This window comes from Pantoea sp. AS-PWVM4 (genome assembly GCF_000468095.1).
GTDB classification, from domain to species: domain Bacteria; phylum Pseudomonadota; class Gammaproteobacteria; order Enterobacterales; family Enterobacteriaceae; genus Pantoea; species Pantoea phytobeneficialis.
Window position 1 is genome coordinate 235,898 of the sequence record NZ_ASZC01000002.1, and the last position, 13,236, is coordinate 249,133.

General features: G+C 55.6%; 9 protein-coding genes. 6 read left to right on the plus strand and 3 right to left on the minus strand.

Features of this window, described 5'->3' with window-relative positions:
- Window positions 1–3: 3 nt before the first annotated feature.
- Window positions 4–2,445 carry a DUF3772 domain-containing protein gene (locus L579_RS01275; protein ID WP_021182478.1) on the plus strand — a complete coding sequence of 814 codons (2,442 nt, stop codon included), beginning with the start codon at window positions 4–6 and terminating at the stop codon, window positions 2,443–2,445.
- Between the two features lie 47 nt (window positions 2,446–2,492).
- On the opposite strand, the gene dld is transcribed toward L579_RS01275, so the two are convergent.
- Complete coding sequence (gene dld, locus L579_RS01280; RefSeq protein ID WP_021182479.1) at window positions 2,493–4,202, minus strand: D-lactate dehydrogenase; 1,710 nt, start codon at window positions 4,200–4,202, stop codon at window positions 2,493–2,495.
- Window positions 4,203–4,359: 157 nt separating this feature from the next.
- Between dld and bglX the strand changes: the two genes are divergently transcribed.
- Complete coding sequence (gene bglX / locus L579_RS01285; RefSeq protein ID WP_036624501.1) at window positions 4,360–6,657, plus strand: beta-glucosidase BglX; 2,298 nt, start codon at window positions 4,360–4,362, stop codon at window positions 6,655–6,657.
- A 141-nt stretch (window positions 6,658–6,798) separates the two neighbouring features.
- Entirely contained in the window at window positions 6,799–7,665 is an 867-nt protein-coding gene (locus L579_RS01290) for an oxygenase MpaB family protein (RefSeq protein ID WP_036624505.1), read from the plus strand.
- Between the two features lie 3 nt (window positions 7,666–7,668).
- Here L579_RS01290 and L579_RS01295 read toward each other — a convergent pair whose 3' ends face one another.
- Complete coding sequence (locus L579_RS01295) at window positions 7,669–7,962, minus strand: hypothetical protein (RefSeq protein ID WP_021182482.1); 294 nt, start codon at window positions 7,960–7,962, stop codon at window positions 7,669–7,671.
- A 223-nt stretch (window positions 7,963–8,185) separates the two neighbouring features.
- Between L579_RS01295 and L579_RS01300 the strand changes: the two genes are divergently transcribed.
- The 3 genes from L579_RS01300 (at window position 8,186) to idi (ending at window position 12,103) form a co-directional block, all read left to right on the plus strand.
- On the plus strand, window positions 8,186–9,298 hold the full coding sequence (locus L579_RS01300) for a suppressor of fused domain protein (RefSeq protein ID WP_021182483.1): 1,113 nt from the start codon (window positions 8,186–8,188) through the stop codon (window positions 9,296–9,298).
- Window positions 9,299–9,477: 179 nt separating this feature from the next.
- Window positions 9,478–11,373, plus strand: coding sequence for a methyl-accepting chemotaxis protein (locus L579_RS01305; protein ID WP_021182484.1), 1,896 nt, complete (start codon window positions 9,478–9,480; stop codon window positions 11,371–11,373).
- A gap of 196 nt (window positions 11,374–11,569) precedes the next feature.
- Window positions 11,570–12,103: an isopentenyl-diphosphate Delta-isomerase gene (gene idi, locus L579_RS01310; protein WP_021182485.1), complete on the plus strand. Its 534-nt coding sequence runs from the start codon at window positions 11,570–11,572 to the stop codon at window positions 12,101–12,103.
- A 31-nt stretch (window positions 12,104–12,134) separates the two neighbouring features.
- Here idi and L579_RS01315 read toward each other — a convergent pair whose 3' ends face one another.
- Entirely contained in the window at window positions 12,135–13,214 is a 1,080-nt protein-coding gene (locus L579_RS01315; protein ID WP_021182486.1) for a porin, read from the minus strand.
- Window positions 13,215–13,236 lie beyond the last annotated feature (22 nt).

The window sequence follows — 13,236 nt, forward strand, 5'->3', positions numbered from 1 at the left end:
CTTATGTTTACGTTTCGAACTCTTTTTGCTCCTTTTTTGCTGATGTTGGCGCTGCTGGCCCCGGCATTCAGCCAGGCGGCAGACAATAATGCCCCGGCTCCGCAGGGCGAAGATGCGGCACCCAAAGTCAATGCATCGGTGGAACTGCCGAAAATGCAGAAGATTCTCGACAAGATTAAAAGTCAGGTGTCGGGAGAAAATAATGAAAGCAAGCTGAGCCAGCTGAATGAAATGGCGCTGGAACTGTCGGGCAATGCCGATACCCTCGGCCAGGCATTAGTGCCGCAGCGCCAGCAGCTGGATGCACAGTTGGCAGTGCTCGGACCGGCACCCAAACCTGACAGCGGCATGACCGAAACGCTGGAAGTGGCGCGCAAGCGTAGCTCGCTGGAGAACCAGAAAACCAAGCTGGACGATCAAATCAAGCAAGCTGAAGGGATTAAAAACGGCGCGCTGACGCTGTCGTCGCAAATCGTCAACCTGCGTCGCGATCAGTTGAAAAGCCAGTTGGCGCTGAATGCCGGCAGTATCCTTGGCCCACGCTTCTGGGCACCGCTGGCCAGCACCCAGGATCTCGATGGCGAGAAGATCAGTGACTTCCTGAGTGAATTGCAGGACACCGCCGCGCTGTCATGGGAACCGGGCTGGCGCTTTGGCACCATTGGCTGGTTGATCGCCGCGATGCTGGTTATGACGCTGGGCCGCCGCTACGGTGAGGAGTTTCTCGCCTGGGTCAGCATTCACAAAATGCCGGAAGGACGACTGCGCCGCAGCTTCCTCGCTTCGGCGATTGCCCTCACCACCCTCGCAGCCGTGGTCCTGACCTTCAATTTCTTTGCGCTGGCCTTTGCCCGCCGCGATGAGGTGTCGTCCGATGTGCAGGACTTTATCCTGCGCCTGGTGCAACTTAGCGTTTACTGCGGCCTGATTGCGGGCCTGGGACGCGCGTTCCTCTCCACCCGTCGCCCGAGCTGGCGTCTGCCGGCCATTTCCAATGAAGTGGCGCTGGCGTTGAAGCCTTTTCCGCCGATCACCGCCGCGCTGGTGTTTATCTTCCAGACGGTGGAGTCCTTTAACTACAGCGTCGGCACCAGCCTGAATACCACCATTATGGCGAACGGCCTGACGGCACTTCTGATTGGTAGCACCGGGTTGGCGATCAGCATGCGTACCAACCGGGTGCGTCGCCGAATGGCGCAGAAGGGCAATCCACCGGAAGCGCGTTCAACGTTGGTCGGTCTGATCCAAATGGGCCTGACGCTGACGGCGCTTGCCATCCTGATTTCGTTGGTGATCGGTTACATCTCGCTGGCGCGCTTCCTCAGTTATGAAGTGATTTGGTGTGGCATTCTGTTCGGTTCGTTCTATTTCCTCAGCCAGCTGGTGACGGACGGTTGTGAAAGCCTGTTCTCAATACAAACCCGCAGCGGGAGACGCATCCAGAGTTCACTGAATATTGATGAGCGCCACCTGCAACAGGCTGCCACGTTGTTAGGTGCGCTGGGCAAAACCTTGTTGATCGGTATCGTTGCCCTGGCGCTGCTGAACGGCACTTTTGCCTCGACCACACCGATTGGCCTGATCCAGAAGGTGATTGAATTCTGGGGCGGCAAAGGGCTGGAGTCGCTGAATATTGTTCCGGCGCATATGGTCAACGCCATTATCTGCTTGGTGGTGGGGATTTATGTGCTGCGCTCGGTGCGCCGCTGGCTGGATAAAGAGTTCCTGCCTAAAACCACTATGGACGCGGGGATGCGCGTGTCGCTGGTGACGCTGTTCAGCAACATTGGTTACGTGCTGATTATCCTGCTGACACTGTCGATCATGGGCTTGCAGTGGAACAAACTGGCGTGGATCGTCAGCGCTCTGTCGGTCGGTATCGGTTTTGGTTTACAGGAGATCGTAAAGAACTTTATCTCCGGTCTGATCCTGCTCACCGAGCGTCCGGTTAAAGTTGGCGATCTGGTGAGCATCAGCGGCATCGAAGGGGATATCCGCCGTATCAACGTGCGCGCCACGGAGATCCAGCTCAGCGATAAATCCACCGTAATTGTGCCGAACTCGCAGCTGATCTCGCAGAACGTGCGAAACGCGACCATGGGCAATGCGCAAGGGGTGGTGACGATTTTGCTGACCTTCCCACTTAATATCGATCCGGTACGCGTGCGCGAGATCCTGCTGGAAGTGTATGAGGAGAACGAACGTATCCTCGAAATGCCTGCGCCGTCCGTCTCATTCAAGGAACTGACACCGGCTGGCATTGTTCTCAGCGTGACCGGCAACGTTGCCAGCCAGCGCCAGATTTCAAGCGCCAAAAGCGATTTGCTGTTTGATATCCTGACCCGGTTGCGTAAAGAAGGCATCGTGTTGTCGACGCCGCAGACCATGATTATCGAACGTCGCGCCCAGCAGGGGCTGACGGACGACAGCCAGCAATTACCATAAAGATCGCACTAACGTAGCGGCGCGATTAATCGCGCCGCTACGTATCATTAAACCTTCACCGCCCATCCTTTCTGCTTACTGGTTTTGCCAATTCCCGGATTAAAACTGTTGGTGGGATCTAACCGACGATAAAACGCCTGAAGTTGCGGCTTCGCGGCGTACAAATGGCCAACATTGTGCTCTGCCGGGTACTCCGCGCCACGTTGGCTGAGAATCGCCAGCATTTTCTCTTTCAGCGCATGAACATCCACTCCTTTCTTCACGATGTAGTCCTGATGGAATACATGGCAGAAAAAGTGACCGTAGTAGAGCCGATGGCTCAGATCCTGGTCGAATTCCGGCGGTAGCCGTTCAAACCAGTCGTTGTCGTTGCGGCGCAGCGCGATATCCAGCGCCAGAATATCCTCGACTTCATCAGCATGAATGGCGTGATAACGCACGGCGGCCCCGGCAGCCGCAAATCGGTGCAAAAACGCGTGAGCACCCTCTTTGGCGTCACAGGCAAAAAACTCACCGCCACCTTCGCGGAAAAAGGCGTGCAGATACTCCTGCGCTTCCGCCACACCGTCACCGGACATTTTCAGCATCAGATGATGTTCATATTTGTCGCGGTACTGCTTCAGGCGTTTCGGCAGATGGGCCGGGAACCATCCGCTCAGCCGCTGCAACAGGCGATCGGTTAAATGTGGTTTGACCCATTTGCGCTTCGCCAGCCAGGCATCGATCCTGCCCTTAAGAGTGAAAAACAACGGCATTTTGTCGGTGCCCAGCCGGTCGATCATCAGGAAGGTATCTTTGCCATACACCTCGGCGATATCAAAAATAGCACGATGCATATACTCACCCGCCACCGGTAAGTGGGTAAAGTTCGCCAGAATATGTCGGCGGATCTCAGCCAATTCCGCCGGATCGTTGCTGCCGATATAAAACACCTGCTGCTGCGGTTCACTGACAAAGGTATCCAGGCGCACGGCAAACACCGCCAGCTTACCGGCACAACCGGAGGCTTCGAACAGGCGGCGGGCATCGGCATTGAAACGCGCCGGGGTCGCGGCGTGGATATCGCGTACACGCTCGGCGTATTCATGATCTGAGGCATGGCGATCATCCCAGATCACATCGCTTTGTTGCCAGCGATCATCATCCAGTCGTCCCAGTATCTCTTCCGGCGAATGGCCCAGTTCGATACCAAGGTGGTTGACCAGCCGCAGCTTGCCATCCGCATCAATTTGCGCGTAGAGCGCCATCTCGCTATAGGCCGGGCCGCGCTTAATCAGCGACCCGCCGGAGTTGTTGCAAATACCGCCCATCACCGATGCGCCAATACAGGACGAACCGATCACCGAATGGGGTTCACGTCCCAACGGTTTGAGGGCTTTTTCTAACTGGTAAAGCGTGCTGCCAGGGAACGCCAGAATCTGTTTACCGCCATCAATCAGTTGCAGTTTATCCAGCCGTAGCGTGCTGATGATCACCACCGGGCGATCATAATCATTCCCCTGTGGGGTGGAGCCTTCCGTCAGCCCGGTGTTGGCAGCCTGCATCAGAATGATGGCATCGGCAGTGACCAGTGCCTGCAACACACGCCACAATTCGAGCAGCGAGCCGGGAAACACCACCGCCAGCGCTTCGCCTTCACCGGAGCGAAAGCCTTTACGATAACGGGCGGTGTGTTCGGCATCCGTCAGCAGTTGCGCAGGACCGACGAGGTGGCGCAGTTCACCCAACAGGGCAGAGTCAGAGGAGGCGTTTTTCATTGGCTTATCCTTGTCATAAACGGTAGCGAAACAACTGTAGCACGCGTTGCACGAAGCGGCCGCGATGTGACATCGTCGGCTACCTGCTATCCTCAACTTATGGCACACTTTGCCGGTTATTTTTATATTGTGCAGTCACTTAAGAGAACCCGACCTGATGAAATGGATTTGCTCTGTAAGCCTCGCTGTATCCCTTGCCATGCAACCCGCGCTGGCGGATGAGATGTTTGGCAACCATCCGATGACCGAACAAGCGCGTGATGCCTTTGTAAACCAACTGCTTAGCAAGATGACGCTGGATGAGAAAATTGGTCAGCTGCGTCTGATCAGCGTCGGGCCGGATAACCCAAAGGAAGCCATCCGTGACATGATTCAACACGGACAGGTTGGGGCAATTTTTAATACCGTGACGCGCCCGGACATTCGCGCCATGCAGGATCAGGTGATGCAACTCAGCCGCCTGAAAATTCCTTTGTTCTTTGCATATGACGTGGTGCACGGCCAGCGTACCGTGTTTCCGATCCCGCTTGGCATGGCGGCCAGTTGGGATCTGGACGCGGTCGCCGAAGTGGGGCGCGTTTCCGCTTATGAAGCGGCAGACGACGGTTTGAACATGACCTGGGCACCGATGGTGGACGTCAGCCGCGAGCCGCGCTGGGGACGTGTGTCGGAAGGCTTTGGTGAAGATACCTTCCTCACCTCACAAATGGGCAGCACCCTGGTGAAAGCGATGCAGGGCAAAAGTCCGGCGGATCGTTACTCCATCATGACCAGCGTGAAGCATTTTGCGTTGTACGGTGCGGTGGAAGGGGGGCGTGATTACAACACCGTCGATATGAGCCCACAGCGAATGTTCCAGGATTATATGCCGCCGTACAAAGCCTCGCTGGATGCTGGCAGCGGTGGCGTGATGGTGGCGCTCAACTCGATAAACGGCACACCGGCCACCGCCGATAGCTGGCTATTGAAAGACCTGTTGCGTGATGAGTGGAAATTCAAAGGCATCACCATCAGCGATCATGGTGCGATTAAAGAGCTGATGAAACACGGGGTCGCCAGCGATCCCCGCGATGCGGTGCGTATTGCGCTGAAATCCGGCATCGATATGAGTATGAGCGACGAGTACTACAGCAAATACCTGCCGGGGCTGGTGAAAAGCGGTGCGGTGAGCATGGCGGAAATTGATGATGCTGCGCGCCATGTGTTGAACGTCAAATATGATATGGGGCTGTTTAACGATCCTTACAGTCATCTGGGGCCAAAAGGCAGCGATCCGCAGGACACCAACGCGGAGAGCCGTCTGCATCGTGCCGAAGCGCGTGATGTGGCGCGTAAGAGCATCGTGCTGCTGAAAAACTGGCGCGAAACCTTACCGCTGAAAAAGAACGCCACCGTGGCGCTGGTTGGCCCTCTGGCCGATAGCCAACGCGACATTATGGGCAGTTGGTCAGCCGCCGGGGTGGCGAAGCAGTCCATCACCCTGTATCAGGGGATGCGCGCGGCGATGGCCGGTAAGGGCACGCTGCTGTACACCAAAGGCGCGAATATCACCGATAACCAAGGCATCCAGAAATTCCTCAATTTGTATGAACAGGCAGTCACTGTTGATGCGCGTTCACCGCAGCAGATGATTGATGAAGCCGTTGCCAATGCGAAGAAAGCCGATGTCATCGTGGCGGCGGTGGGCGAAGCGCAGGGAATGGCGCATGAGGCCTCCAGTCGCAGCGAACTGACCATCCCGGAAAGCCAACAGAAGTTGCTGACGGCGCTGAAAGCCACCGGCAAACCGTTGGTGATTGTGCTGATGAATGGTCGCCCACTGAATGTGGTGCATGAAGATCAGATCGCAGATGCGATGCTGGAAACCTGGTTCAGCGGTACCGAAGGTGGTAACGCTATCGCTGATGTGCTGTTTGGCGACTACAACCCGTCAGGCAAGCTGCCGGTATCCTTCCCACGTTCGGTAGGGCAGATCCCGATTTACTACAACCATTTGCCAACCGGTCGTCCGTACAACTTCGAGAAGCCGAACAAGTACACATCGCACTACTACGATGCCATCAACGGACCGCTTTATCCGTTTGGTTATGGTCAGAGCTACACCACCTTTAGCGTTTCGCCGGTGAAGATGTCAGCGAAATTTATGCCCCGTAATGGCACGGTGGCAGCCAGCGTCAAGGTCACCAACACCGGCAAGCGCGATGGTGCAACGGTGGTGCAGATGTACCTGAACGATCCGGTTGCCAGCATCAGCCGTCCGGTGCAGGAGCTGCGCGGCTTTAAGCGCATCATGCTGAAAGCGGGCGAGTCCCAGACGGTGAGCTTTGAGATTAACGTTGATGCGCTCAAATTCTGGAATCAGAAAATGCAGCATGTGGCCGAGCCGGGTAAGATCAATGTGATGATTGGGCTGGATTCGGTGCGCACTCAGGACGCATCATTTGATTATCTCTAAACCCAACGCAGCGGCGCGATTTATCGCGCAAACGTAGCAATGGCAGCAGATGTCTAATGGCATGATAAATCGTGCCGCTACAATTCGCAGAAATGTCAGCAACCCGGTCAGCCTTGAGGTTGACCGGGCAATTACCTGAAAATCATGAACATCCGCAAACGCATCGAACAACAAGTCTTCCGCCTGAATGGCCTGTCACTTAATGAATTCGACATCTCGCAACCCCCTGGCGATCCTGGGCTGTTTGGCCCGGACAGCGTCATCTGGCGTGTACACGGTGATTTCGCCGCCATGATGTGTGGCGGTATCAGCGCCTTGTTGTTGCAGATGCTGCATCCGGCGGCGCTGGCGGGCGTATGGGATCACTCCAACTTCCGCGATGACATGCTGGGACGGCTACGGCGTACCAGCCAATTTATCGCGGTCACTACCTTCGGCAATCAGCAGGATGCACACACCTTGATCGAGCGGGTTAAACGCATCCATCTGCGTGTCACCGGCGTCGACAATGCGGGGCAACCCTATGCGGCCAGCGATCCGCATCTGCTGACCTGGGTGCATGTGGCGGAAACCAGTCGCTTTCTCGCGGCGCATCTGCGCTATAAAAATCCTCACCTGAGCCTGATGGAAAGGGATCGCTACTATCAGGAAGCGGCGCTGATCGCGGAATCGCTTGGGGCAGAGCAGGTGCCGAAAAGCGTTGCGGCGGTGGAAAACTATTTGCAGGCAATGCGTCCACAGCTGGTTTGCGATGAACGTACCCGGGAGGTCACGCAGCTGTTGATGAACGCCCCGGCTCCCAGCTGGCAGTCGAAACCGGTGATGCACATCATGATGAAAGCAGGGATTGGCTTGTTGCCAGACTGGGCGCAACAACTGGCAACCTTGCCCATCAATCCGTTGCAGCAACGGTTGGTGGATGGGCAAATACATCTGATTGCTGGTTTGTTGCGCTGGTCAATTCAGCGTGGTGCTTATGCCCGGGCGATGAAACGCATGGGCCGATAAGGGTTACAGGTGTAACTCGTCCCTGGGCTTGGTGTAGGTGCGCGGTGTTTTGGCTTCCCGACGCAGCGTCAGCTGCCGTAACTGGTAATGGTGGATCAGCATGCCAAGCCCAAGCCCCATCAGCGCCAAAGGTAACAGGCAGTAATAAATATCAACCGGTAACAGAATCAGCAGGGCGATGCCCGCCACCAGCAACGTCAGTGCCGACATCACCCAGCTGTAGCGAATAAACAGCCACACCAGCAGGGCGAAAATCACCACATCTCGCAGGTTAAAATCCACATTTTGCAGCACCATTGCGTCAACTCCTTCGATGCGAATGGCGCGACAATAGCACGCGCAACGGCAAAAGAATCGCGAATTTATTTGAAGCTTGCCGACGCATACGGCATGAAACTTCAGTAATCCTCATCTTTCTCCTGCGCACTTTGAGAGTTTTACCCTTGTGCCACATGGCACGAGTGTCGATCCTGCTCTATTCTCGGGGAAAATGGATCCCTCCAGGCATTGTCGAGGCGTTATGACACACCAACCTCTGATTGCTGAGGTGCCGAATCAGCAAAATACACTTACGGCCATCGTCGAGCAGGACGCGCGCACGGCCTATTTTTATATCTGGCCAAACGACCTGTTCCGCAGCCAGTATGCGGTACGCGGTTGCTGGTTACGCAACCTGCTGCCCGCACCGGCGCGTGAAGATCGCGATGCACTGGAGCAGGGTATCGCGCCGCTGCTCAGTGCCGAATTTTGCCGCACGCTGGAAGCGGAACCGCCGCTCGATCCGGCCGGGTTACAGATACTCTGGGAGCCGAGCGATGATGGTGCGGCGTTGTGGTACTACGGTCAGTTGCTGGCGGTGATCCCTGGCTGGAGCCTGTACCAGGACAAACAGGTGAGCTTCTCGGCCGGGTGTATCAAAAAGAATCGCCTGACGGCACCGCTCGGATCGGCCTCAACCAATGACTATTACGCGCGTGCCGAACAGCAACGCCATTTCTGGCGTGACTGGCATGACGGACATTTATGGGAAGTGGTGCAGCGTGAGTTGATGCAGTGCTACCAGGCGCAGTTCGGTGAATCGGTGAAGTATTACGCCATCGACCAGGGCAACTGGCCGCCGATGGCGATTTCGCAGCACTGGCATCAGGGCGTGTGGTACTTCCTCACCCTCGGCATGGGGATCCGACCGATGCCGCAGGTCGATTATCTGTTTGATGAGCTGGCCCCGCAGTATCGCCGCATCGAACTGGCGATGGCAGTGGATGGCGAAGTGATGAACGAAGCCAATGCAGTGCAGATGGCCAGCGCACTGGCGGAGTTTGCCCATCTGCCGTGGGCGCGCCTTACCTGGCTGGGTGAGGGGCATACGCTGGCGTCAGAAGTGGCGCCGGTGGGGTTTGAAAGTTTCCTGCTGGCGAATGGCCTGGCCCCGGAAGCGGCGCAGTTCCGGCTGCCAAAGCGTGGGGGCGACCGGGTGAATTTGCTGTGGTCAACGCCAATCACCGAGGCGGAACGCCAGTTTGCGCAGGCCGATGAACGCGGTGGACAGCAGTTGTTGCAGCGTCTGCTGGCTGATGGCAACAACCATATTTTTCGTCCAAGGCAAGAAGTGGTGGAGCCTCCGGTTGCCTGAATCGTAGCGGCGCGATTTATCGCGCAGGTTTTGCTATACGCGCCAAACACATCGCGCCGCTACATCATCACCTTCATCAATTATTTTATTGCTTTGTGATCGTGCGCACCTCAAGTTCCTTCTTGACACGCCGTTAACCCGGATCAGGCATCTCGCCACTCCAGGGTAAGGGCACTCTCATGTTAAAAACCACACAATCCCGTTTCACCGCGACCCTCATCGCATTTTTCGCCGTGCTGATGCTGGTCACCGTGCTGGTGATCAATCAGTTTATTGCACCCCAACTCAGCAACAATGAGAGCCGCCTGGTGCGTTACGAAGTCGATGGCCTGGCCGGACGTATCGTCGAACAGATGAACCGCGTTCAGGCGCAGCAGCGTGCTATTACCGAAGCTGCCGGGGTAATGGATAGCGCCAGCATCGATACCTTGCTGCCTGCGCTGGTTAACCAATATCAGGACAGCAACGTATTCGGCGGCGGTATCTGGCCCCTGCCGAACCGTCGCGATCCGGCTAAAGAGAAAGACAGTTCATTCTTTGCGCGCAACGCCAGCAACCAGTTACAGGTGAATACTTACTGGAACTCTGACGCTGCCGACAAATACTGGGAGCAACCCTGGTACAAAGACGGTATGGCGGCCGCGAAAGGCCAGTGCGCCTGGGCGAAGGCCTATCAGGATGCGGCCAGCCCGCAACCGCGTACCAACTGCGCGATGGCGATTTACCGTAATGGTACTGCCTGGGGCGTGGCGACCATCGACGTGACCCTGGGATTCTTCAACCAACTGGCGAAACAGATGGGAGAGGCGATTCATGGTCGCGTCTTGATCGTCGAAGCCGATGGCAAAGTGGTCGGTAACGCCGCGCTGGTTGATGCTGCGGCGAAACTGGAAAACCTGTCCGATACCCAACTGCCGCTGGCTCCAACGCTGAAAACGTTGCTGGCGCAGGCGGGCAGTCAACCGACGCAGGCGAGCTATGATGCGGAAGATGGCGAGCATACGCTGTTCCTGCAAGCCATTCCCGGCAGTCCGTGGTATCTCGCCAGCGACGTGCCCTCCAGCCTGTTGGATGCGCAAACCCATAGCATGCTGACCCGATTGGGTCTGGTGCAGATCCCGCTGGCGGTGATCCTACTGCTGATCTTGCTCGGCTTTGTGCGTGCCATGATGAAGCGCTTAAGCCAGCTCAACCGTAACATTGAAGCGTTATCAACCGGCGGTGCGGATTTGACCCAGCGTCTGCCTGCCAGCAACAGCCCGGAATTTAACGCCGTGGCGCAGAGCTTCAACCAGTTTATTGCTTACCTTCAGGGGCTGATGCGTCAGGTGGGTGACAGCGCGCTGGCGATTACCGCTGCCTCGCGGGAGATCGCCAGCGGCAACGCTGATCTGTCGGCGCGTACCGAATCACAGGCCAGCTCGATTGTTGAAACGGCGGCTTCTATGGAGCAACTGACCGGTACGGTGCGTCAGAACGCGGATAACGCCACCCATGCCAATCAACTGGCTGATGGCGCTTCGCAGGTGGCGGCGCGTGGCACCGAGGTGGTGCGTCAGGTGGTCAGCACTATGGGCGAAATCCATCATTCATCGCGCAAAGTGGTGGATATCATCAGCGTCATCGACAGCATTGCTTTCCAGACCAATATCCTGGCCTTGAACGCGGCGGTAGAAGCCGCGCGCGCGGGCGAGCAGGGGCGCGGTTTTGCGGTGGTGGCGTCGGAAGTGCGTAACCTCGCCCAGCGCTCGGCCAACTCGGCGCGAGAGATCAAGAAGCTGATTGAGGAGTCGGTCACCAATATTGATGCTGGCAGCCAGTTGGTGGAGCAAGCCGGACAAACTATGGATGAATTGATGCACGGCGTCAGCAGCGTCACCACGCTGATGGGGGAGATTATGTCTGCCAGCCGTGAGCAAAGCCTCGGCATCGATCAGGTGAACGTGGCTATCACCCAGCTTGACGGCAGCACCCAACAGAATGCCGCGCTGGTGGAACAGGTTTCTGCTGCCGCGCGCGCGATGGAGGAGCAGAGCGTTCAGCTGGAGTTGGTGGTGCAAAGCTTTAAACTTTAAGCGCTTTTCCACGGTGGTGCCGGGTGTGCCACCGTTTCTCCTTTCTTATTAACTATTCCCCGTTTTTTATGCTGCTTCAAAATCCAGCTGCTAAAATTAATTTTCCGTTACGCAAACGCACGGAATGTACGCAATTTTTCCGGCCCCCGGCGCGGTGATTGTGTACAATGGTTGAGATTTTTCTGAAGGAGTTGTCATGTCCGCCATAGAAGTTATCCTCGTCGACCACCTCGATCGTCCCACTGGCAAGATGGAAAAGCTGGAAGTTCATGAAAAGGGATTACTGCACCGTGCGGTAACGGTTTACGTGTTTAACTCGCGGCATGAACTGCTGCTGCAACGTCGTGCCAGTGGTAAATACCACTGCGGCGGTTTGTGGAGTAACACCTGTTGTGGTCATCCTTATCCGCAGGAATCCACCCAGGCTGCCGCTGAACGTCGCCTGCGTGAAGAGATGGGGCTGTCGCTGACGCTGACGCCGGTATTCGAGCTGAGCTACAACCTGCCGCTCAGCAATGGCCTGACGGAACATGAATACGGTCATGTGTTTTTTGCCATCAGCGATGAACAACCGGAACTGAACCCGGAAGAGGCCGATGCCTGGTGCTATCGGTCGGTGGCGCAGATTCAGCAGGAGATTGCGCAGCACCCGGAACAGTTCACGCCGTGGTTTCTGTTCACCTTTGCCCGCATTCCTGCCACGTTGGATGCGTTTCAGCTCACCGTGTAAAAAAACGCCTCATTGCTGAGGCGTTGTCATATCAGAATTGATAAACCAGACCCAGAGCCATCACATCGTCAGTCGCCAGTCCGAGTGGGTTATTATCTTTAAGCATATTAATACGGTACTCAGCGAATAAAGACATATTGACGTTGAAATAATAATAAGCACCAATGGCTGTGTACTTAATAATATCGGCGTCACCGATGTTTTCAATATCTTTCCCTTTCGAAGAGATGTAAGCAATTGAAGGGCGGAATCCACTCAGGAATTGATATTGTGCAACGGCTTCAAAATTTTGTGCTTTATTCGCAAATCCCCCGCTGATCGGGGTGGCATTCAGCGTTTCATCATACGCGGCCGCGAGGTAAATCTGATTCGCATCATATTTTACCGAAGCGGCCCAATGTTGGGCTTTATCACCATGACCACGGCTTAAGTTATTTTGCGCATCTGTACGGTCAAGGCTGGCAAAAGCACCCACAAAGCTTAGGCCAAAATCGAAAGCATAAGAGGCGGAAAGTGCAAATCCATCACCATTAGCGCGGATAATTTGATCGGTACTGCCAGTTCGGTCATTTTTACCTTCGTATTGTGCGGCCACGTTCAGACCGTCCACCAGACCAAAGAAACCTGTGTTACGCCAGGTGAGCAAGCCGGTCGAGCGGCCCACGAGGAAGACATCATTGTAATCAGAGTCACTACCGAAGAAAGGCAGCATATCGGTGTTGCTCATCACGTCATAAACCAAACCGAAATTGCGGCCATAATCGATAGAACCCAATTCACCATATTTCAAACCGGCGTAGCCAAGGCGAGTAGCGTTACCATTTTGAGCATCGCTACCGCCTTCAGAATTATGCAGGCTGAATTGATATGACCAGCTGCCATAACCCGTCAATTTATCCGAGATTTTTGTCTCCCCGGTAAAACCGCCCTGAAGATTTGACGACGCATCACCATCATTATTACTGTCATCAGAAAATATATGGGAAACTTTTATTTTGCCATTCAGGTCCAGCTTGTTGCCGTCTTTATTATATATTTCCGCAGCCTGAACCGGGCATAAGGCAGCCAGTAGCGGCAGCATAGCTGCCGCTAAAAGTGAGCGTTTCATCATTACGTTTTTACCCTGTCTGAAT

Bases quoted from the DNA above. Each gene is read 5' to 3' on its own strand.
- bglX (WP_036624501.1), top strand. From the start codon at position 4,360: ATGAAATGGATTTGCTCTGTAAGCCTCGCTGTATCCCTTGCCATGCAA.
- dld (WP_021182479.1), bottom strand. From the start codon at position 4,202: ATGAAAAACGCCTCCTCTGACTCTGCCCTGTTGGGTGAACTGCGCCAC.
- idi (WP_021182485.1), top strand. From the start codon at position 11,570: ATGTCCGCCATAGAAGTTATCCTCGTCGACCACCTCGATCGTCCCACT.
- L579_RS01300 (WP_021182483.1), top strand. From the start codon at position 8,186: ATGACACACCAACCTCTGATTGCTGAGGTGCCGAATCAGCAAAATACA.
- L579_RS01305 (WP_021182484.1), top strand. From the start codon at position 9,478: ATGTTAAAAACCACACAATCCCGTTTCACCGCGACCCTCATCGCATTT.
- L579_RS01295 (WP_021182482.1), bottom strand. From the start codon at position 7,962: ATGGTGCTGCAAAATGTGGATTTTAACCTGCGAGATGTGGTGATTTTC.
- L579_RS01315 (WP_021182486.1), bottom strand. From the start codon at position 13,214: ATGATGAAACGCTCACTTTTAGCGGCAGCTATGCTGCCGCTACTGGCT.
- L579_RS01275 (WP_021182478.1), top strand. From the start codon at position 4: ATGTTTACGTTTCGAACTCTTTTTGCTCCTTTTTTGCTGATGTTGGCG.